The sequence below is a fragment of the Virgibacillus pantothenticus genome (genome assembly GCF_018075365.1).
In the GTDB taxonomy this organism is placed as follows: Bacteria; Bacillota; Bacilli; order Bacillales; family Amphibacillaceae; genus Virgibacillus; species Virgibacillus pantothenticus.
In genome coordinates, this window is sequence record NZ_CP073011.1 from 386,743 (window position 1) to 406,786 (window position 20,044).

Annotated in this window: 21 protein-coding genes; 17 read left to right on the plus strand and 4 right to left on the minus strand. The window is 35.5% G+C overall.

The genetic code is table 11. The features are described from left to right. Position 1: 1 nt before the first annotated feature. The 3 genes from KBP50_RS01890 (at position 2) to KBP50_RS01900 (ending at position 3,211) form a co-directional block, all read left to right on the plus strand. On the plus strand, positions 2 to 679 hold the full coding sequence (locus KBP50_RS01890; protein WP_072741613.1) for a response regulator transcription factor: 678 nt from the start codon (positions 2 to 4) through the stop codon (positions 677 to 679). Continuing rightward, a complete protein-coding gene (locus KBP50_RS01895; protein WP_050349734.1) occupies positions 676 to 1,713 on the plus strand; it encodes a sensor histidine kinase in 1,038 nt (345 codons plus the stop codon). The genes KBP50_RS01890 and KBP50_RS01895 overlap by 4 nt, the downstream gene beginning before the upstream one ends. Positions 1,714 to 1,963: 250 nt before the next feature. Then, positions 1,964 to 3,211: an MFS transporter gene (locus tag KBP50_RS01900; RefSeq protein WP_050349735.1), complete on the plus strand. Its 1,248-nt coding sequence runs from the start codon at positions 1,964 to 1,966 to the stop codon at positions 3,209 to 3,211. Here the strand turns inward: KBP50_RS01900 and KBP50_RS21965 are convergent. After that, positions 3,148 to 3,978, minus strand: a complete 831-nt coding sequence (locus KBP50_RS21965) for a helix-turn-helix transcriptional regulator (protein WP_232231156.1) — start codon at positions 3,976 to 3,978, stop codon at positions 3,148 to 3,150. The genes KBP50_RS01900 and KBP50_RS21965 overlap by 64 nt on opposite strands. Positions 3,979 to 4,085: 107 nt before the next feature. On the opposite strand from KBP50_RS21965, the gene KBP50_RS01910 reads away from it, so the two are divergent. The 9 genes from KBP50_RS01910 (at position 4,086) to KBP50_RS01950 (ending at position 13,174) form a co-directional block, all read left to right on the plus strand. Then, entirely contained in the window at positions 4,086 to 4,589 is a 504-nt protein-coding gene (locus KBP50_RS01910) for a Rossmann-fold NAD(P)-binding domain-containing protein (RefSeq protein ID WP_232231157.1), read from the plus strand. A 994-nt stretch (positions 4,590 to 5,583) separates the two neighbouring features. Beyond that, complete coding sequence (cypC, locus tag KBP50_RS01915) at positions 5,584 to 6,843, plus strand: CYP152 family fatty-acid peroxygenase CypC (RefSeq protein WP_050349736.1); 1,260 nt, start codon at positions 5,584 to 5,586, stop codon at positions 6,841 to 6,843. 568 nt (positions 6,844 to 7,411) lie between these two features. Continuing rightward, positions 7,412 to 7,894, plus strand: coding sequence for a DUF2975 domain-containing protein (locus KBP50_RS01920; protein WP_050349737.1), 483 nt, complete (start codon positions 7,412 to 7,414; stop codon positions 7,892 to 7,894). Positions 7,895 to 7,904: 10 nt separating this feature from the next. Further along, positions 7,905 to 8,126 carry a helix-turn-helix domain-containing protein gene (locus KBP50_RS01925; RefSeq protein WP_050349738.1) on the plus strand — a complete coding sequence of 74 codons (222 nt, stop codon included), beginning with the start codon at positions 7,905 to 7,907 and terminating at the stop codon, positions 8,124 to 8,126. 139 nt (positions 8,127 to 8,265) lie between these two features. Further along, on the plus strand, positions 8,266 to 9,036 hold the full coding sequence (locus KBP50_RS01930) for a DUF817 domain-containing protein (RefSeq protein WP_082240841.1): 771 nt from the start codon (positions 8,266 to 8,268) through the stop codon (positions 9,034 to 9,036). Between the two features lie 486 nt (positions 9,037 to 9,522). Beyond that, positions 9,523 to 10,563, plus strand: a complete 1,041-nt coding sequence (locus KBP50_RS01935; protein ID WP_050349739.1) for a DUF1835 domain-containing protein — start codon at positions 9,523 to 9,525, stop codon at positions 10,561 to 10,563. Positions 10,564 to 10,586: 23 nt separating this feature from the next. After that, on the plus strand, positions 10,587 to 11,168 hold the full coding sequence (locus KBP50_RS01940) for a DUF4256 domain-containing protein (RefSeq protein ID WP_050350029.1): 582 nt from the start codon (positions 10,587 to 10,589) through the stop codon (positions 11,166 to 11,168). A 39-nt stretch (positions 11,169 to 11,207) separates the two neighbouring features. Then, the gene (locus KBP50_RS01945; protein WP_050349740.1) at positions 11,208 to 12,119 is read left to right on the plus strand and encodes a hypothetical protein; all 912 of its coding nucleotides are present in this window, start codon (positions 11,208 to 11,210) and stop codon (positions 12,117 to 12,119) included. A 164-nt stretch (positions 12,120 to 12,283) separates the two neighbouring features. After that, positions 12,284 to 13,174: a hypothetical protein gene (locus tag KBP50_RS01950; RefSeq protein ID WP_050349741.1), complete on the plus strand. Its 891-nt coding sequence runs from the start codon at positions 12,284 to 12,286 to the stop codon at positions 13,172 to 13,174. 559 nt (positions 13,175 to 13,733) lie between these two features. Here KBP50_RS01950 and KBP50_RS01955 read toward each other — a convergent pair. Continuing rightward, positions 13,734 to 13,961, minus strand: coding sequence for a hypothetical protein (locus KBP50_RS01955; RefSeq protein ID WP_139325374.1), 228 nt, complete (start codon positions 13,959 to 13,961; stop codon positions 13,734 to 13,736). Further along, on the minus strand, positions 13,936 to 14,094 hold the full coding sequence (locus KBP50_RS01960; RefSeq protein WP_157858427.1) for a hypothetical protein: 159 nt from the start codon (positions 14,092 to 14,094) through the stop codon (positions 13,936 to 13,938). The genes KBP50_RS01955 and KBP50_RS01960 overlap by 26 nt, the downstream gene beginning before the upstream one ends. A 299-nt stretch (positions 14,095 to 14,393) precedes the next feature. On the opposite strand from KBP50_RS01960, the gene KBP50_RS01965 reads away from it, so the two are divergent. Genes KBP50_RS01965 through KBP50_RS01985 form a run of 5 tightly spaced genes read left to right on the plus strand, consistent with a single transcriptional unit; the run spans position 14,394 to position 18,058 of the window. Then, positions 14,394 to 16,037 carry an AAA family ATPase gene (locus KBP50_RS01965; protein ID WP_050349743.1) on the plus strand — a complete coding sequence of 548 codons (1,644 nt, stop codon included), beginning with the start codon at positions 14,394 to 14,396 and terminating at the stop codon, positions 16,035 to 16,037. Between the two features lie 26 nt (positions 16,038 to 16,063). Beyond that, on the plus strand, positions 16,064 to 16,501 hold the full coding sequence (locus KBP50_RS01970; protein WP_050349744.1) for a hypothetical protein: 438 nt from the start codon (positions 16,064 to 16,066) through the stop codon (positions 16,499 to 16,501). A 22-nt stretch (positions 16,502 to 16,523) separates the two neighbouring features. Beyond that, on the plus strand, positions 16,524 to 16,739 hold the full coding sequence (locus KBP50_RS01975) for a DUF2997 domain-containing protein (RefSeq protein ID WP_050349745.1): 216 nt from the start codon (positions 16,524 to 16,526) through the stop codon (positions 16,737 to 16,739). Positions 16,740 to 16,742: 3 nt separating this feature from the next. After that, the gene (locus tag KBP50_RS01980; RefSeq protein WP_050349746.1) at positions 16,743 to 17,438 is read left to right on the plus strand and encodes a helix-hairpin-helix domain-containing protein; all 696 of its coding nucleotides are present in this window, start codon (positions 16,743 to 16,745) and stop codon (positions 17,436 to 17,438) included. Further along, positions 17,438 to 18,058 carry a 4Fe-4S single cluster domain-containing protein gene (locus KBP50_RS01985; protein ID WP_050349747.1) on the plus strand — a complete coding sequence of 207 codons (621 nt, stop codon included), beginning with the start codon at positions 17,438 to 17,440 and terminating at the stop codon, positions 18,056 to 18,058. Before KBP50_RS01980 ends, KBP50_RS01985 begins: the two co-directional genes overlap by 1 nt. A gap of 1,195 nt (positions 18,059 to 19,253) precedes the next feature. Here KBP50_RS01985 and KBP50_RS01990 read toward each other — a convergent pair. Continuing rightward, positions 19,254 to 19,970 carry a GntR family transcriptional regulator gene (locus KBP50_RS01990; RefSeq protein ID WP_050349748.1) on the minus strand — a complete coding sequence of 239 codons (717 nt, stop codon included), beginning with the start codon at positions 19,968 to 19,970 and terminating at the stop codon, positions 19,254 to 19,256. Positions 19,971 to 20,044 lie beyond the last annotated feature (74 nt).

A 20,044-nucleotide genomic window follows, 5' to 3' on the forward strand; every position in this document is an offset into this window, starting at 1 on the left:
AGTGGCGAGGGTTGCTGTTGTCGAAGATGATTCATGGATGAGAGAAGAGTTAATGGATATATTGCAAAAAGAAGGGTTTGAAGCAGTAGCAATTACGGACTTTCATGATGTAGTCACTCAAATTGCCACTTTGGCACCAAACTTAGTCTTATTGGACATCAATTTACCGGAACAATCAGGTTTTGAAATATGTAAAAGTCTAAAATCCAAAGGGATTGGTCCCATATTGATGCTTACTTCCAGAGATAAGTTACAAGATGAATTACATGGTCTTCATTTAGGCGCAGATGATTATCTCACAAAGCCATGTAATCGAGACCGATTATTGGCGCGCATCCAGAACTTGCTAAGAAGGTTTGCAGGACAACCAGACTTGATCGATGGTGGCAGTTTTTCATTAGATCCAAATACCTTTACTTTATATAAAGGGTCCGCGTCGTTATTATTATCAGCGAATGAAGGAAAAATTTTATTGGCTTTAGTACAAAATAGGCCTGAGGTTGTACCCAAGTCAACACTAAGTGAACTTTTATGGGGAACAGACCAATTTATAGATGAAAATGCCCTTCAAGTAAATCTGACACGCTTACGAAAAACATTGCGGCAATTGGGCTTGGAAAATGAAATTGAGACAATCAGGGGCCAAGGGTATCGACTGAGGGGGCAAGAGAAGCCGTGAAATGGATAAAGCAAATCTATGATTGTTTTCATGCCTATAAACAATGGTTTCTTATCTTAATGGCTACAAGCCTCCTTTTTAGTTATTTAGCTTGGCTGGCTTACCCAGAAACCTTTAAGGTGTTGGTGGGGCTCATGATTGTTTTTACGCTAGCGATTGTTTCGTTGTCTGTATTCCTAATCATGAGAAAGCAAAAAATAATCGAAGTTGCCTTTCAAGATTTTTTGTTAGAACCAAATGAGACGAACGAAGAAAGATTGTGCCGGGTAGCTCCTAAGACACATTGGTCCATTATCCGTAAAATGGGAAGTACCCTAAGATCGTATCAGTCGGAACTGAATGATCAAGTCATTGAACTCACCGATTATGAAAACTACATCGAAGGATGGGTTCACGAAATGAAAAAGCCGCTTTCATTGATGACATTGGTATTAGATAACCGCAGTGACGAAATGTCTCCCCTTGTGAGACAGCGTATGCTTCATATTAGAGATCAAATGCATGGAGACGTAGAGCGAATTTTGTATTTTGCAAGGCTTGGGGCTGCTCATAAAGATTATATTTTTGAACCAATAAATGTGCTCGCATTTTGCAAACAGACTGTTGAAGACCATCAAACACTACTAGATGAATCCGGTTTTCAAGTACAGTTCAAAGGTGAAGAGATGGAGATTTTATCCGACCGTAAAGGATTAGCTTTCATATTAGAACAAATCATCTTTAACAGTACGAAATACGTTGCGCAGAATCAGAATCATCCCATTTTGGAGTTTGAAACGGGTTATGATCGAGCGAGTGATCAAAGCCTTTTATATATTCGTGATAATGGGCCTGGTGTCTCTGAAGAAGATTTAGCCTTTATTTTTGATAAGGGCTTTACTGGAGGGCGAGGTACCTATACAAGACAAGCAACAGGCATGGGACTCTTCTTAGTGAGCAAGATGGCTTATGATTTAGCCATTCAGTTGGATGCAAAATCAGAGCTTGGTTCGGGGTTGACCATAGCGCTCAAATTTCCAAATGTGAAACGATAAGAGGGCTATATTGGGACAGTTGTAATATATAAAAGTTAAATAGATAAACAAGTCAACCATGTAAAGAGCCTTTGTATGAATATCTTTTTTTATATAGAGGATTATTTGTATTTTCTGTCTAACTCTAGTGCAATTTCTACCTGATTATCGACCTTTTGCTGAAATAACCATAATCTTGAAAGAAAAATTGACAATATGATGGAAGAAATCACCTCAAAACGAGATTACACTCTAGAAGAGGTGATTTCATATGTATTTGGAAGTTATTAAAAACAATAAAAATGTTATCTTTTACTTATTAGGAGCCGCTGCTTCAAATTTAGGTAATGTTATATCGGGTTTAGCTTTTGTGTTTTTAACTTATGAGATGACAGGATCAGGCATATATACAACTGGAGTTGCTATTTCACAAGTAGCTCCCTATCTTTTATTCGGATTAATCGGCGGAGTCATTGCTGATTGGGTAGATAAGAAAAGACTTTTAATTATGATCGATCTTATAAGAATACCTCTTATATTATCAGTGGTTTTATTGCATGAATTAGAGTTATTAATCTATTGGCATTTAATCATCGTCAGTTTTCTTATTCATTGCTTAGGGTGTTTTTTTACCCCTGCACATAGAGCGATTTTGCCCATTATTACAAGTGAAGAGGAAAGATCTTCTGTGAACAGTTTACTTGATACAGTAACAAGGGGAATTACTGTATTAGGACCTATCGTTAGTGTTTTATTAATGAATATAGTTAACGTTATACATTTTTTTACATTTGACGCATTAACCTATCTTATAAGTGCGATTCTTATTAACAGGATTCAATTACCAGATAAAAAGCTAACAAATGAAAAGCTTAGCCAATGGAAAATAAGCGATATTTTTATCTCGATAAAGTATTTTTCAATATGGGTAAACGAACAAACAACTATACGAACATTATTTATAGTGACAGTAATCATGGTGTTTTTCAATACATGGGTCTGGCAAGTCGGATTGTTATTGCAACTCCTTGCAACAACCCCAAATGGAGAGGAATGCTATAGTCTACTTTTGGGGTGGTATGGTGCAACCGTTATTGTGGTTAATTTGTTTATCCCATTCATCTGGAAAAAGTTAAGCATGAAAACTTACTTGTTTGGCTCATTGATTTGGGGGATAGGTATTCTGATGTTAGGGTTTTCTTATACGCTACCACTATATTTTATAGGGGTATTCGTTGCGGGAATAGGCTTGCCTATCTCTGGTTTATCAAGAGTATATTTATTGCAAACATATCTTCCAACAAAAGAATTAGGGAAAGGCTTTAGTTTTAATGCATTTCTTCTCTATTTATCTAATGCAATTTCTCTTGGTCTATTCGGAGTACTCTCTTCATTCCTGCCTATAAGGATCTTGTTTATAATATGTGGATTTATGATGGCCATTTGCGCAGCCATTTATTTACGAATACTTGCTCGAAAAGTACTAGGAGTTATACCATATAACCGTTTGAATAATTGATTGTAAACAGTAACAGATGAAAAACCACAGTCCATCGCTATTTTTAAGATTGTTTTAGTGGTTTTGGTTAGCATCTCTTGGCTTCGAATTATTCGATATATTTGTAACCAAGAATATGGGGAAATCCCTATAATATCTTTAAAAAAATGGGCAAATTGATACTTGTTCAAATTAGCTACCTCTGCCATTTGATCTAGGGTCCAAGGATATTGATAACTTTCCTTCAAAGCACATACCGTTGTATATATTTGGGGGCTAATTATTTTGTAAGAATTTACATTTATATCCTGTGTATGTGTTCCAACGGCATTTTTCAGCAATATTAATGCAAATTGTGTGAAACTGTGCTCTAAAAATAATTCCATTGAATGAATATCATTTTTTTCAATAACTACATAGTCCAGTACAAACTTGACCCAGTTAGATACTTGGCAGTTTTTCTGTATACTCGAGGCAATTTGAATATCGTTTTGAGCAACAAAGTTGAGAGATTTCGAGACTTGATTAAGAAAAATCGGATTTAATTCAATAAGAAATTTCTTACCCTCAACTGCCAACTGTTTATGTTCATCTTGTGGGTTAAATAAAATAAATTGTTGATGATTAAAGTTTATTTGGTTTCTATTCGTTTGATAATTTATCATTCCATCTAAAGAGTAAATAAATTTATAGCAGTGATCTGAACGCCAGTTGCTTTCTTGACTAAAATCCTTCTTTAGTAAGAAAGTTCCTTCTGCAGTCTCTCGTATTATTTTTGATGGAGTCATGCAATCACCTTCTTTGTTAATATCAGAATTGTATCATAGTGAGGAGGAAAATAAATGGAGCATGCATTAATAATTGGTGGAACAGGTATGTTATCAAGGGTATCCCTTTGGTTATTAGAAAAAGGCTATCATGTGTCGATTATTGCAAGGAATGCTGGACGCATGCAGAGGCTAATGAAAAAGACGGTTTAAGTAGTAACATAACACCTATATTAATTGACTATAAAGATAATGATGAATTACAGGCAAGCGTAAATTCAACAATAAGTGAAAATGGTCATATTGAACTTGTAGTAGCTTGGATTCACTCAGATGCGCCAGAGGCGTTGAAAATAATAGCTGATGAAATTTTAGATAATAGCAATGAAGGGGAATTATTTCATGTTTTAGGGAGTAGCTCAAATTTGAATGCTATCAAGAGGAGGGTGATAATGCCTGACAGTTGTCTATACTATCAAATTCGCCTAGGGTTTGTAATAAAAGGTGGTCAATCAAGATGGCTAACAAATGAGGAGATTTCTGATGGTGTTATTAAAGCTATAAAAAATAAAAACAAGATAGAACCATTGGTCAGCTTGAGCCTTGGGAGAAGCGTCTTTAAACAATTGTGATAGTGAAAAGTATTTCGTGATTTGGTAGACTACCACAGATTTATCAATTGTTTTCTTAAAATTCGGAAGGCAATTGTTGCATATATGCTTGGCTCTTTGAAGCAGGGTATCGTACCACTTCTCCGCATAAAGGCAATTTGGTTGATAAACTTCTTTTTATGCCAGGGACTATTATAATGCATCGTCTGATCACTAGCGTTGCATTAAATTTTTAACCAAAAATCAAGTAAAACATTCATGCCAATATTATGAATAATGGGAATTTTTACTACAAAAATCCATAAAAAAACCTTATAATAAGGGTATGGTAGTTCTGTCCAGATCCCGAATTATAAGGAGATCACTATGGACAATTATACCATAAAAATGGTATTCAAGGAATACATTCATCCATTAGATTTAAAAGTCATTCAAAAAATGATTGAGAGTGGATGATGAATAGCTGATGTATTTAAGGCTTTAGGAGATCCAAACAGAAGAAAAATTTCTTCATTACTGAAGGAAATGGATTTAACGTTGTACAAATCGCGGAACATTTTGAAATAACAAATGCAAGTCTTTCTCACCATTGAATATTTTGTTTGAAACTCAATTAGTAAATAAGGTAAAAAGAGGAAATTTGTTATTCATTAAATATTACCATTATCCAAGATAGCATATCTGGTTTATATTTTTACCAAAGGGCAGTGCCACCTTTCTTCAGGTTTTGACTTTTTGGCTCAAAATTTTAGGGGAGATGTTAACTGAATATTCTATGTTTGTTGATGCATTACTAGTGATATTTATTACAAACATATCTTCCAACAAAGTGGTTTTAGTTAATTGCATTCCTAGAGGGATACTAGCTCTTTTTAGTAAGAACCGCAAGTGTTACGCTTTTCTCCAAAAGAAAAAGCATGGTCTAAACCACCTATATTTATAGCTCTCAAACGGTGTAAAAAAAGACCGATTGGTCCATAATAAGACGAACTCATAATAAAACGGAGTTGATCTTATGTCAAGCACAGGAAGAATGCCGCAAGAAGAGGGAATAGACCAAAGTTTAAGCTTAATGAGAGAAGGCTACATGTACATTTTGAATAGATGTCGCAGTTTCAATTCTAATATTTTTGCAACTCGATTACTCGGAAAGAAAGTAATCTGTATAAGTGGAAAAGAAGCTGCTGAGATTTTTTATGATTCGGAGAGGTTCAAAAGGAAAGATGCAGCACCAAATCGGTCAATACAAACATTGTTTGGTAAGAATGGTGTACAGGCATTAGATGGATGGGCTCACAAACGTCGTAAAGAAATGTTTATGTCTATCATGTCCACTGAAGAACTTAAAAGGCTCACTAACATTTTAAAAAAACATTGGGAAATAGCAATTAATAAGTGGCAGGGAATGGACAAGGTAATATTTTATGAGGAAACCAAGAAAATATTGTGTCGGACAGCTTGCGAGTGGGCGGGTGTTCCAGTTCAAGAAAGTGAAATAAAATCGTTGACAAGTAATTTAGGAGCAATGATTGAGTCAGCAGGGACAGTTGGTCCTAACCATTGGCTTGGGAGGAATGCAAGGAATAATGTTGAAAGATGGGTGCAAGGTCTGATTGAGAAGGTTCGTCATGGGACATTAAACCCTTCCGAAAATACAGCACTGCATCAATTTTCCTGGCATCGTGAACTGAATGGAGAACTTCTTGATACTGAAATTACTGCAGTTGAAGTCATCAATATACTGCGACCGGTGGTGGCGATCGCTATATATATTAATTTCATTGTTGTAGCAGTAAATAATTACCCAAAAGTAAAAATGAAGCTTCAGGCTAGTGATAAAAAATATGTGGAAATGTTTATCCAGGAAGTACGGCGCTTTTATCCGTTTTTTCCATTTGTTATCGCAAAGGTGAAGACAGATTTTACTTGGAATGGCTACCGATTTGAAGAAGGTACGTTAACTCTTTTGGACCTTTATGGTACCAACCATGATCCTAAAACCTGGGATAATCCTGATGTGTTTGAACCTGCTCGTTTTTCTGACTGGAAAGGGAGTCCTTTTGGATTCATCCCCCAAGGCGGTGGTGACTATTTTTTGGGGCATCGTTGTGCTGGTGAATGGGTAACAATTGAAGTTATGAAAGTTAGCGTTGACTTCCTTTTGAACCATATGGATTATGAGGTTCCGGCTCAAGATTTAAGTTACAGCATGGTAAGCATGCCCAGTATACCTCGAAGTAAAATAATAATTAAAAATGTGAAGGGGAAAATATAGTTTCATTTAAAAAAGTTGCTTTATCTATGCCAAAATCATAAAGGTCAGCTTTTTATTTCTCTAATAAAATGGACGTGCCTCCTTTAAAGTAGACAGATCTAGTCTGCTTTAAATAGGGGGTTTTTTAAGGTTGCATTAAGAATTGTGTTTTTGAAACGGGTTCGGGCAACAGGCTGTCCTTTGTTGTTTTTGTTCGAAGATAAGAAAATTTGTTGCTTTGGGATAAGGGAATAACTGAATAGCCACGTCCGGCTTCAGCGCCCAGCAACGATGCGACTTTAGAAATGCGCCCTACGATAAGTCATCATCGGTTCGCGGCAAAGAGGAAGGCCGACTAAAACCGGGCTTGCCGCCCATCGTCGGCATACCCCTGTTTTTAGTGGCATGATTCCTAAATCTTTAGTTGATTCGTTCCATTCGCTACGTTGCTAACCGGCGCCCTGCGCCTTTGTTCTTGTATTTGGAAATGATTAGCAACAATAAATTATTCATATTTGATAATTATTTATTGCAAATCGATAAATATATGCTACAATCAATATTGTAAATAACGAGGAGAGGTGTTCGTATGAAAAAAGTAACGACAGTATTCTTAAAAATAGCTGTTGTTCTTATAGGAATCCCAGTTCTTGCTTTATGTATATTTTTAGTGCCTAAGTTAGGAGATATTGGAGTCGAGTTGTTGCCTGATTTAGCTTTTATAAAATATCTCATTTTCATCATCTTTTATACGTCCGCTATTCCTTTTTATGTTGCTTTGTATCAGGCTTTCAACCTTTTGCGATTTATTGACGAGAATAAAGCGTTCTCTGAATTATCTGTAAGGGCGTTAAAGAAAATCAAATACTGTTCTATTACAATCAGCAGTTTGCATGTTCTCGTCTTGCCGCTCTTCTATCTATTTGCGGAAACAGACGATGCCCCAGGTGTTGTCATAGTTGGAATGATTGTTCCGTTTGCTTCAATGGTTATCGCTGTCTTTGCTGCTGTTCTCCAAAGACTTTTTCAGGAAGCAATTAATATAAAATCAGAAAATGATTTAACGGTCTGAGGTGAATACAATGGCAATTATAGTCAATATTGATGTGATGCTGGCAAAAAGAAAAATGAGTGTAACAGAGCTTTCGCAAAAAGTTGGGATTACGATGGCTAATCTTTCTATATTAAAAAACGGCAAGGCAAAGGCAGTTCGATTCTCAACTTTAGAGGCGATTTGTAAAGCTTTAGAATGTCAGCCTGGAGATATTTTAGAATACAAAAGTGATGAAGAAAATCAAGAATAGCAAGATTAGGTAGGAAACATTGCGAGAGAAGGAGGAACCATTTTCCTTTATTTCTATGAAACAAATTCATAAAAGGGGAGTAATCATGAATTTAGACGTTCAAAATGAGTATCAGGAAAAAACTTTGCTAACAAAAATCATGAGAGCAATAAAACAGCTTGTTCGTTTTGGCTGGGAACAGGCTCTATCATGTTTGTTTCCGGTCGTTATTTTTGCCTCTTTGGCGCTTACGCAGATGGTATCTCTTCCATTTCTACCACGATATGACTGGCTACTTATTATCTGTCTTTTGATGCAATGGGGCATGGTGCGTTCGGGGCTTGAAACACGTGATGAGTTAAAGGTTATCACCGTCTTTCACTTAATTGGGCTTGCCCTTGAGATTTTCAAAGTACATGTGGGGTCCTGGTCTTATCCAGAGGAAGGATATCTTAAAATTTTTGGCGTTCCTTTGTATAGTGGATTCATGTATGCAAGTGTAGCGAGTTATCTTTGTCAGGCATGGAGAAGACTGAATATAAAATTAGTTAAATGGCCGCCTTTTTTGGTGGTTGTGCCTCTAGCAGCTGCGATCTATCTAAATTTTTTTACCCATCATTATTGGATTGATGTTCGTTGGTGGTTATCAGCACTTGTTATAATTGTCTTTTGGCGATCATGGGTTAAATATGAGGTTGGTGGGACCATTTATCGTATGCCACTCGCGTTTTCTTTCATGCTCATTGGATTTTTTATATGGGTAGCCGAAAATATTGTTACATTCTTTGGTGCATGGAAATATCCAAATCAAACTGATGCATGGAGTCTCGTACATTTAGGTAAGGTAAGTTCATGGGTCTTATTAGTAATTGTTAGCTTTCTTATAGTTGCAACGTTAAAGCAAGTGAAGGGAAAAAATTCCACAAAATAAGCAGATGAGAAAGGGGGGGGGAATGGCTAATAACGTAGAAAAATAAAGAAGACATATACCGTAAATTGGTCATGAATTAGCGGAATAAGTTGTAAATATAATGGAATATCTATTCTTAATTTAAAGAAATAAAAGGTAAATATGGAACCAGAGTTATTCTACAAATGATAAGGGTTAATGAGTGTTTAGGCTGATTCATTCGTAGAAGATCGGTTTAGATTTATCTTTTATTTTTTTAATAATCAAAACAGCGATGTAATTATTTGTGTTTAGCAATGTAAGAAAATTGTTTCGGAATCAATACGGATATTAGATTTCGAAATTCTAGACCAAAAAGTTTTGGCATGGTTAATAAAGTAATGTAATGTCAGAATATATCTTATATGACCGAACTATTGCTTGACTTTTCCGTAACTTTTTGAGAATAATGAAAGGAGTAAAATGAAATGTAATATTATGGTAATTCATGTAGGGAGGAACAGTAAAATGGTTGCTGAAATAAAAAGAATCCTTAGAAACTCGTTAGAAGAAGAAAAGAATGCACTTTTACTTTCTATGTTTATGCAAATGGAAATGCATGAGGAAACAGCCCAATATACAGAGGAGCAGTTGGTAAAGGATTTAAAAAGAACCTATCATTCCTTTTTAAATTATAAAAGGAATCAAACGGATATAAAAAGGGATAATACCTATCATGCGGTACATATTCTATTTAGCGATTCCACGTATGGTAGCTTAAAACAGGCGTTAAAAGTGTCAGGATTGCAGGACGAAGAAAAGATAATCGCATTTTCAGATTTGTTTTCGATTGGTCCAATGTGGCGATTACATGAACAGGAAGGGCTTAGCTACAGATACGAATGGTTGAAAAATCATATTAACTTTGATGATGAATATATAGATGAATACGAATATAACTTTAATCATACCGTCTCCATGATTGACGCTATTCCAGAAAGTACACCCATAATCGTGTGGACAGGAGAAAATGCCCATGAACAAACCGTTTTACGATATGTTCTTTTTCTATTAAAAGAAAAAACAAATGATATTTTTATAATAAACGCAACGAAGCAATTTAAAAATCAATTTAATGTTCCAAGTAATGAATGTTTCCCGTTACATACTGGAGAAATTGTACCTGAAAAATTAATGATGATATATGAGGAAAGTAGAAAAGAAGCTCCAGCAAGTCAAATGCAACTTGAAGAATTTGCAAAGGAATGGCAAGCGTTATCTACTACCAAGGAATACCTCAGAATATGGGAGGATCAAGTAATAAAAAGTGTAGAGGAAAATATTTATGATGACTACATTATAAATAAGGTTAAGCAAATACATAACGAGCGAAAAAATAATGATTTTATATATTCAGCGCGACTTGTCGGTGAAATAATAGGGGATTTAGATCAATATATTGGCGATGCGTTTTTTGAGTACAGAGTAAGACAATTAATTATAAAAGGAATTTTTGAAATAAAAGGTGTTCCAAAAGCAATGAGGTACTATAGTGTAAGACTTCATTAATTATAGGGGTGGGCATTAAAATGATGACAGAGAAAAATGAAATCAACCATAAAAAGGAATTGTCACTAGAACAAAGGGAAGAATTACTTAAAGTATTGCAAGCCCGTTTTGAGAACAATATGAACCGTCATAAAGATATGGAATGGGGTAAAGTCCAAGCAAAGCTGGAAGCTAATACTGAAAAACTGTGGTCCCTCCATGAAATGGAACGAACGGGCGGTGAACCGGATGTGGTTGATTATGATAAAAAGAAGGATGAATACACTTTCTATGATTGTGCTACGGAAAGCCCCAAAGGTCGCAGAAGTGTTTGTTACGATCGTGAAGCGCTAGAGTCAAGAAAAAAACATAAACCTGAAAATAATGCCATAGATATGGCCGCTGCCATGGGAATTCAACTTTTAACGGAAGACCAATATCGAGCATTGCAAAAACTTGGAGATTTTGATATGAAAACGTCGAGTTGGATTTTAACACCTGCTGACATTAGAAATCTTGGTGGAGCGCTTTTCTGTGATTTTCGTTTTGGTCATGTTTTTGTGTATCACAATGGTGCCTCCTCTTATTATGGGGTTAGAGGTTTTCGCGGCTCGCTACGTATTTAAATTATATACAGATACTTATTGTTCAAAAAGGGGGATTAAATGAGAACAAGGGAGGAGCTTTTAAAAGATATCATAGAACAGGAAGTAATCGTTCATGCTACAGAGGAGCTTGCTGATTTTTCTTTAAACCATCCAGTATCTGGTTATCTAAAAAAGACGAACGGAGAAAATGCTGTTTTGGACTGTGTGTTGGATGTAAATGAGGATGGCATTTTAGCTGTTTTAATAAGTAGTTTTAGGACCGATAAAATCAAAGCATATCAGTATTTTCCATTTACAGATATCCAAGGCATTAAAATTAAAAAAGGAATACTTCATTATCATATTAGATTACAGTTTAAGGATGGAAAAAATTATGTATTTCAGGTAATGAAACGCAGAACGAAGCATTTCCCCAATCAAGTTCAACATTTAGAATATATGGTATCCGTCCTTCATGGTCAACATTTAACAGATATGGACAATCATCTTTATCAGAAAAAGGTTATAAGGGATAAAATATTTGCTTCGATTTATATAGTAACATTACTTTTGGTTGAAATAATAGCATTGTTTTTCTCTTACAATTACAATTCCAATAATATGTTTTTAACGATAGGTATCGTTATTTTGGCTGCAATTATTCATTTTATCTTGTGTATAGCTGTTAGCCTATACCTTGATAAGAGAAAAGATAAGCATTTTATGAGAGAGTACAATCAATTTATGAAAAGATATAGTGAAACTGAGAGTGCAGAAGTTCTGTTAAATAGTTTAACAAATATGGAAAACCCACCCAAAACTACGCAAGCAGCAAACGCCTTTAGTTTTAGTATGTCAACGGCTCTGTATAAAACAAATAGAAAAGAAGAAGCCTTATTCTATTTAGATAAAATTAAAACACCAGATAAAGAATTTCAAAAAGCGGTTGAGGAGCAAAAAGCTCGGATAAAAGATGAAATGGGTAAGTAAGATGATTCCTATACTTAAAATTAAGATCTTTAAATGTGTCGATTATGACGTTGCAGAATATGTACGTCTGTCCAAATAGTACAGGGGATAACAATTGCTTATTGCTTTCGTATAAGTTATTCATTTGAAAGCGATACATGTAGGTGAATGTTTAAAATGCTAGAATGGCAAATCAAAGGAGGGACGATCAAATTCATAGACTTATACCTTATATTTTCATAGCAGGAGTGACCTCTATTACTGCTGGCGGGACAATTATGTTGTCAGCAACATCGCTTTCCGCTTTAGAAGCGATTTGGCTTCAATTACGTCATCTAGTTGATGTTCTGTTGATCATTGGTGTTGTTCTGATGGTTATAAGTTATGTTTGGGGAGTAATTTTTAAGAAAAACAACGATTTGAGCGAGGAGGTGGTTGATGAATCTTCCTACTTAAAAAGAAAACAAGTAGGATTAATGATGAGGAGACTGAAATATTGTATTGATAAAATTCCTGCTTGGTTGAATGTTCTATTTGTGGTATTGGCAGCATTTTTAGTAATTAAGTACTCCATACCATGGCTTTTAATGATAAGTATCTCATTATTAATAATTATCATTTATGAATTCTTTACAGTAATGAAATATGAAAAATCAACGAACGATGAGGAAGATGAGTTATATCCTGGAAATGAAAGCAGCGCAAAGTTTTTCAGGCGACAGGGGTTTGGGTGGTTGGATTATAGAAAACATCCATTCAGTCCTTCATTGTTACTGTTTATAGCAATCATTATCTATTATTATAAGATCAATCCGTTCGGGGTTATGCACGACTATGAGTCTGTTGATATAGCAAGCCGTTATGTCGTTTCTTTCCCACTGTTGGTACAAATGTTAGTACTTTTAATATATTACCAAGCATTTGTCTATATTAGTCATAATTACAACTTTCTCGGATTTCATAAAATGCGTATATCGAATGATAAGGTCAGAAAATTACACTTTTTTGAACTCCCTATGTGTTGGCTTACGTTTTTAATATGGATATTTTCTATTGTACAATTTGTCCTGTTTTGAATTACTGTACTAAACCTCAAGAATTGCAGGTGAAAGGAGAACTTGTGGAGGATCACCTGCAAATTAAATATCTAATTTGGTCGGAAAAAATAGATTGATAGTTCACTTAGACAAAGATATGCAACCCGCAGCTTTCAGAGAGAGAAAGATTAAAAGTAAATATCCAAAAATGATTCATTATGATTAATACTTATTCTTTAAAGCGCAAAAAAATATTGGCTTTAGAGGATTTTTTATGTTTTATTGGAGATGAGGGAGTCTTGATTGACGTTATTTGATTGTAAAATATTTTAAAGTAATATAAATAAATTAAGCGAATTGCTTGTTAGTAATAACTATTATGGTGTAAAACGGAAATGGAAATGGTTTTTTGTTACTAGCAAGTACTACAACAATTGTTGTTACGCTTTAATATACAACACTTGTGGCATGACCTACCTAGTCATTTTTTTGGTATGTGCCTGCAAATAAAATTTTTTCTGCCCGAATTTCACATATTAAATATAAGGTTTTGCTTAAAGAGGCAGTCATAATAGCCTTTGCCAGTTAGGTGCGTTAGTTAAAAAAACAGCAGGATATTTGGCTTGAAAAACATTCCCATCGGGGTTCCATATCTAGCTATAAAAGAGTGTTTGAAATATTGACATTGTTCATGGACATAGCCTTTGGATACGCTAGCACCAGTTAATGGTAAGGTATTAGTTAGAGTTATATTTTTTATCTTTTGAACTTTACCAGCATGTGAAGATTTTCCATGCTGTTTATAAAATTTTCCATTTCTTGCCACAAACATGCTTGCTTAGTATGACCAAATAATTCAGCTTTCCTTTTTTCCACTCGTCAAGAATGGTTACTTTTAATAATTCGTTATCTCGATGTAAATCGCCGTCTATTTTAAAACCATTTGACTGCATTTCCAAGTTTTCTAGAGCCCTTTCCCACAAAACATACTGGTCTCAAGTAAATAAATTATATTCCTTTTCTGATAATCTTGCCCTTAACCTTGGAAACAACTGGTTTATTGCTTGTCTACTTTCAGAACCAAATTCAAAAAAATGTAGGAGCACAACTTTTAACCATGTATTCAGAATGTTCCGAAACTATTAATGTAAAACCAATTTTATAAATGCCCCTTAATAAATCTCCGCATTCATAGTCATTCCTTAGAAGTTCTAGTATAATAAAATGTAAAAAGAGATAGAATAACAGGGTGATAAAAATGGAGAAAAAACAAGTTCGGGAGCGGTTAATGGCCAATCTGTTTAAAGCACGTTTTCCTTTTCTCTACATATCTACATGGGAAGAAGAAAGGGTGCTTTCCCTCATATACTCGATGGCATCCAATCAGGAATTAATTAAAACGTCAAGAAAAGTTATTACGTGGAAAATTACGACTGGGATCGAAGAAGCGGGTGTAAAAGCAAAAGGAGATACAAAATCGGCGCTTAAAGCTTTAGAATTCGTTGAAAATTATCAAGAACCGGCTATTTTTGTGTTGCATGATTTCCATATTTATTTTGGAGGTGAAGGACGTACTCCAGACCATCAAATTATTCGTAAATTAAGAGATATTAGCCTGAGTTTGAAACGCAGCCCAAATCCAAAAAACGTTGTATTTCTTTCTCCCATATTAAGACTTCCGCATGATCTCGAGAAAGATATTACTATAGTTGATTTTGACTTGCCTAGTTTTAACGAAATCAAGCAAATTTTGGATGACCTCATTCAAGTTAATAAGCAAACTGGACGAATTGAAATTAAACTGACGGAAGAGGAAAAAGAAAAGCTTGTAAAAGCAGCACAGGGACTTACGTTATCTGAAGCCGAAAATGCTTTTGCGCGGGCAATGGTAGAAGATGGTCGACTTTCTATACATGATGTAGAAGTCATTTTAGAGGAAAAGGAACAAATCATCAAAAAGACGGAGATACTTGAATTTGTCAATAGCCGTTTGAATATGGATGACATTGGCGGATTAGAAAATTTAAAACGATGGCTGCGTAAAAGGAACAAGTCCTGGTTGGAGTCTACCCAAAAATATGGTTTACCGGCTCCAAAAGGTGTGCTCATAACAGGGGTTCCTGGATGTGGAAAAAGTTTAATCAGCAAGGCGATTAGCGCAATGTGGCAACTTCCTTTACTGCGCCTGGACATTGGAAAGGTTTTTAGCGGAATAGTGGGAAGCAGTGAAGAGAATATGAGAAAAGCGATTCAAACGGCAGAAGCTATTTCCCCTTCCATTTTGTGGATTGATGAAATAGAAAAGGGATTTAGTGGAATGAATTCATCTGGCGATGGTGGGACAGCTAGTCGTATCTTTGGTCAATTCTTAACTTGGATGCAGGAAAAGGAAAAGCCAGTTTTCGTTATCGCGACAGCCAATAACATTTCTAGTCTACCTACGGAATTGCTTCGAAAAGGTAGATTTGATGAAATATTTTTTGTTGACTTGCCGACACATCGGGAGCGAGTAGAAATTTTCAGAGTTCATTTAAAGAGAAGATTAAAGGATCCGAACGTTGCTAGAGACTTTCAAATAAATGATGACAATTTACATTATCTTGCTGGATTGACAGAAGGATTTGTCGGTGCTGAGATTGAACAAGTAGTTATAAATGGATTGTTTGAAGCATTTTACGAAGAAAGAAGTGTTACACTTCTTGACTTTGAAAAGATATGCAAACAGTTTATCCCGCTTTCCGTTACCCAAGCTGAACAAATTAAGGGAATACGTGATTGGGCCAATGTTAGAGCCGTAGCTGCAACCCCACGTGAAGATCGAGAGGAGTATTCAGAAAGCGGCGAGGCAGAAGACATCAGTGATATTATAGCATCACGCGGTGGAAGGACGATCGACTTTTAATTTTGTTGAAAGGCGGTAAATGAATAGTGAGTATTGAACTAGTACTAATCCCAGTTGGAATTGCGCTGACACATGCAGCGGGTTCGTTACTGGAGAAAAAAAGCGGACATACATATTGCATACAAACTGTCATGAAAAGACAGCACTTGCTGCAAAAAGCATTGGCACAATATGGTTGTAGTGTTTATGAGCTCAATGAACAAAATTATCAAACAGAAGTAGGAGATATTAAAATCCTTTTTCAACAAAATGACAAGGGAATGTTTGAAGCGTTATTTGATGAAAGTGTAGAAAAAGAACATGCATTGGGGTTTATTGAAAACCTACATGCAGAATATAAGTATGTCATTCAACAGGAAACATACCAGAAACTGGTGCAACGGGCTGAGGAAAAAGGTTTGAAATTGGAATCGGAAGAAATTCAGCAGGATCGTTCCATTCTATTAACCTTTCATGTAAATTAAAGTTATTGGCAGGTGAGAAAATTTGAATGATAAAAAAATAAAAATAAAAATTACAGATGACTGCCAGATATTTGCCAAAACGGTAGGTGTTAAGGGACAAGATTGCTTGGCGTATATCGAATTGCTTGAGCAACTTCTCGATGCTGAAACAGTGGATTCTAATTATACGGAAGAGTATTATCAAACAGAGATACAGTCGTTTCGCCAAAATAAACAGTTTTTAAAGGGAGGGGATTAGTAAATGGCCATTACCAGTAAGGGCAAAGGGTGGGAGTTGAGGAACTCAATTTGGATGCTTTGGGCGATCCTGACTTTAGGATTCTTTAATTATATTTCTTTTTATTATATTTATTTTCGAGTGAAACAGAGGAAATGGTTATTTGCTGCTCTAGTATATTCATTGATATTTATCACGTGGATAATTATCGCAGAAATTTATCCGGAAAAGCATTGGATGACAGATGTATCGTTTGCTATTTTTCTGTTGGGTTGGATTATTTCAATCGTTCATGTATTAAAGATACGGAAGGAGTATTTACTAAGGTTGGAAGTCAAGATAGCAAACGGTCAAAAGGAAATTCAATCGCTGAGGGAACAGATAAGACAAGAGTATGGAAGCACTGTCGAAGCTGGTTCCAAAGTAGCTCCTATCCCACAAGAAATTAAGGAACAGCCGGAAGATACGGTTAAAATGATTGATATTAATACTGCTACGGAAGATGAAGTCGCAGGAGTTCCAGGAATTGGTGCTTTGTTCGCTAAAAAAGTAATGGAAGCAAGAGAAAGGGAAGGCGGTTTTACGTCGTTTGAACATTTTGTACAGACACTCTCCATTAAACCACATTTGGCGGAGAAGATGAGACCTTTTCTCGTTTTTCCTGAAAAACCGAGTACCAGCTCTTTAAAAAAATCAGAGGGGAGAATTGTGGACTTCTAATGAAACTCGTTATTCATCGTTATTTGCCTTGTACAACAGTTGAAGGGCCGGGAAGAAGATTTTGCCTTTGGGTGCAGGGGTGTTCTATTCGCTGTGAAGGTTGCGGAGTGCCCTGGACATGGTCAAAGCAGAATGGAAATACAGTCACGGTTGAAGAGCTTTTTAGGGAAATTGAAAAAAGCAGAAAAGAAAATGATATAGAAGGTGTAACATTTCTTGGCGGTGAACCTTTTGACCAAGCGGAGGCTCTTGGAAAGCTTGCTGGCATGGTAAAGAATGCGGGATTGACGGTAATGTCATTTTCCGGTTATCTGTACGAAGATTTAAAGCATAGAGCGCAAGCAAGAGATCTGCTTGCCTGTACAGATTTATTGATAGATGGACCTTTCAAGAAGGATAAGCTTGATTTAAGCCGTCCATGGGTTGGCTCCTCCAATCAGCGGTTTCATTTTTTAACATCAGCCTACAAGTACTTAGAAAGTGAGCTTTCCAGTATTAGTAATAAAATTGAAATTCGCATTTCAAAAGACGGAACTGTTTCAGTTAACGGAATGGCAACGCAGGAAGCATTAAAAGAGTTATTTGATGTAAGTGAGTTTAAAAAAATCAAATCGATATAAAATTTAGAGGTTGTCTCAAAGGATATGCTTATACTCTAGTTATTAGTTCACATTGCCCGAGATAAAATAATTGTAGAGTCTGGCTGCGCATTCTTTTGAGGCAGCTTTTTTATGTTGTAGCACGCTCTTTTAATGAATTTAAAGGATTGGACGCGCTATTTATAAGCCACCAGAGAAACACTCAACTGTAAAAACATTGTTTATACAGCCACAGTTTATGTTGCCATTTACGTGGAAAGAGTTACACCGTGCCTTTAAGGAAACCTAGTGGGCAAGGGGATTTTTCGTCGTTTTCTCATTCGGAATTTTTTCTTAAGAGAAGAAAAGCCAATATAGTTGCTACCATCATAATTTTGTAATTATATGAATAATATTGCGAGTTCAATTTACCGCATTAACAAGATACGACACGTTCAGATAAATATTTTAATTATGATGGCTGTTCAATACGAGAGATGATCAAAGGCACCTATGATATATATACGCCTGAACAGGAAAAAGATGGGGCGTATTAGTTACTAAAACACCATATGGAGTTTTCAATTCAATGGTAAGGAATTCATTATAGAAGGAGAGAAGTCTTACTCAGAGGAACACTACAGCGAGATATGGATACCGGTAAGTAAAGCTTCACTTAGTGGTGTTTTTCCCTCACTGATTATTAGATATAACAAAAATAGAATAGCTTGAAACACGAAGAAACTTCACTTTTTATTCAAGCTATTGATGAATATTGCTGAACGTATAAACCATGCTTAGGTTAGAAGGAGAAGTCATCGCCTGATGATTTTCCCCCACTATTTCCTTTTTTAGAGTTATAGGGAGAAGTGAAAGAAAGCTAACCAGTTTCTAGGATCTCGAATCCCAATTAAAAACCGTACTTCTTCACTTTCAAACATAATGAGTCAATCCTTTGCTTTTTGCATAGCTAGAAAAGCCCTCCAAATAAAGGGGAAAGAGAGTTGCCCGATAATGTAGAATTAATTGCTTGTTTGCCGAAAAGACGGCAACAGAATTATTTAGCATGACAACGCTGAATGGTATTATTTATTTGTTTAGAAAATAAATTCTTATGAATAACCGGTAATATTAATCCCAAAAAAAGGAGAGGTGTCTACAGTTTTCAACAGTAGTACCAAACTTTTACAATAGCTTATACCTAGGAGAGATAAGGAACTGGTTTCAATCGAATTTTCTAGGTTAGCTCTACGATATATTCAAATTTGTCTCCCCGTGATACACTAATTGTATAACCAATCAATTGTTCATTATGATATGCAAGACGTTTAATTAGCATAGCAGGACGACCAGGAGGTAGCTGCAAATAGTTTGCTTCTTCATCTCTTAAAGTAGTTGCAGAAAAGCTTTCAATAGCTCTTGTTACACCTAACCCATAGTCTTCATAAAAAATTTTATACATGGATCGATTATATAAGGTAGTTTTTGTTAAATCAGGAAATAAACGCTTGGGTAAGAAGGTTGTCTCATATATCAAAGGTTCATCATCAGCAAGCTGTAACCGGATAACTTTGTAAACTTCCTCAAAAGAGGGGATATTTATTTTCTTTGCCAACCGCTCATCTGCTATCAAACTATCAAATTTTATAATCTTTGTAGATGGATTTCTCCCTTTTTTCTTCATTTCCTCTGTGAAATTATATAGCTTTACCAACTTCTGATCATAAGGTCTGGAAGAAATAAACGCTCCTGCCCCTTGTATCCTATATATGTACCCTTCTCTTTCAAGCTCATGCAAGGCTTGTCGAACTGTAATTCGGCTTACATCATAAATTTTACACAATTCTCTCTCAGGAGGGAGCTTTTCACCTTCTAATATAAACTTTTTTTCAATCATACTAATTAATTTCTCCATTAATTGTAAATATAATGGAATCTTACTTGTCTTATCCATAGTTTTTAAATCTTCCTTTATAATTTATAGGTATATTTTCATTTCATATAAGAAGTATAACTTAGAAATTAGAA

Coding starts and splice junctions, on each gene's coding strand:
- KBP50_RS01900 (WP_050349735.1), top strand. CDS start 1,964: ATGTATTTGGAAGTTATTAAAAACAATAAAAATGTTATCTTTTACTTA.
- KBP50_RS21965 (WP_232231156.1), bottom strand. CDS start 3,978: ATGACTCCATCAAAAATAATACGAGAGACTGCAGAAGGAACTTTCTTA.
- cypC (WP_050349736.1), top strand. CDS start 5,584: ATGTCAAGCACAGGAAGAATGCCGCAAGAAGAGGGAATAGACCAAAGT.
- KBP50_RS01920 (WP_050349737.1), top strand. CDS start 7,412: ATGAAAAAAGTAACGACAGTATTCTTAAAAATAGCTGTTGTTCTTATA.
- KBP50_RS01925 (WP_050349738.1), top strand. CDS start 7,905: ATGGCAATTATAGTCAATATTGATGTGATGCTGGCAAAAAGAAAAATG.
- KBP50_RS01930 (WP_082240841.1), top strand. CDS start 8,266: ATGAGAGCAATAAAACAGCTTGTTCGTTTTGGCTGGGAACAGGCTCTA.
- KBP50_RS01935 (WP_050349739.1), top strand. CDS start 9,523: ATGGTTGCTGAAATAAAAAGAATCCTTAGAAACTCGTTAGAAGAAGAA.
- KBP50_RS01940 (WP_050350029.1), top strand. CDS start 10,587: ATGACAGAGAAAAATGAAATCAACCATAAAAAGGAATTGTCACTAGAA.
- KBP50_RS01945 (WP_050349740.1), top strand. CDS start 11,208: ATGAGAACAAGGGAGGAGCTTTTAAAAGATATCATAGAACAGGAAGTA.
- KBP50_RS01950 (WP_050349741.1), top strand. CDS start 12,284: ATGGCAAATCAAAGGAGGGACGATCAAATTCATAGACTTATACCTTAT.
- KBP50_RS01965 (WP_050349743.1), top strand. CDS start 14,394: ATGGAGAAAAAACAAGTTCGGGAGCGGTTAATGGCCAATCTGTTTAAA.
- KBP50_RS01980 (WP_050349746.1), top strand. CDS start 16,743: ATGGCCATTACCAGTAAGGGCAAAGGGTGGGAGTTGAGGAACTCAATT.
- KBP50_RS01985 (WP_050349747.1), top strand. CDS start 17,438: ATGAAACTCGTTATTCATCGTTATTTGCCTTGTACAACAGTTGAAGGG.
- KBP50_RS01990 (WP_050349748.1), bottom strand. CDS start 19,970: ATGGATAAGACAAGTAAGATTCCATTATATTTACAATTAATGGAGAAA.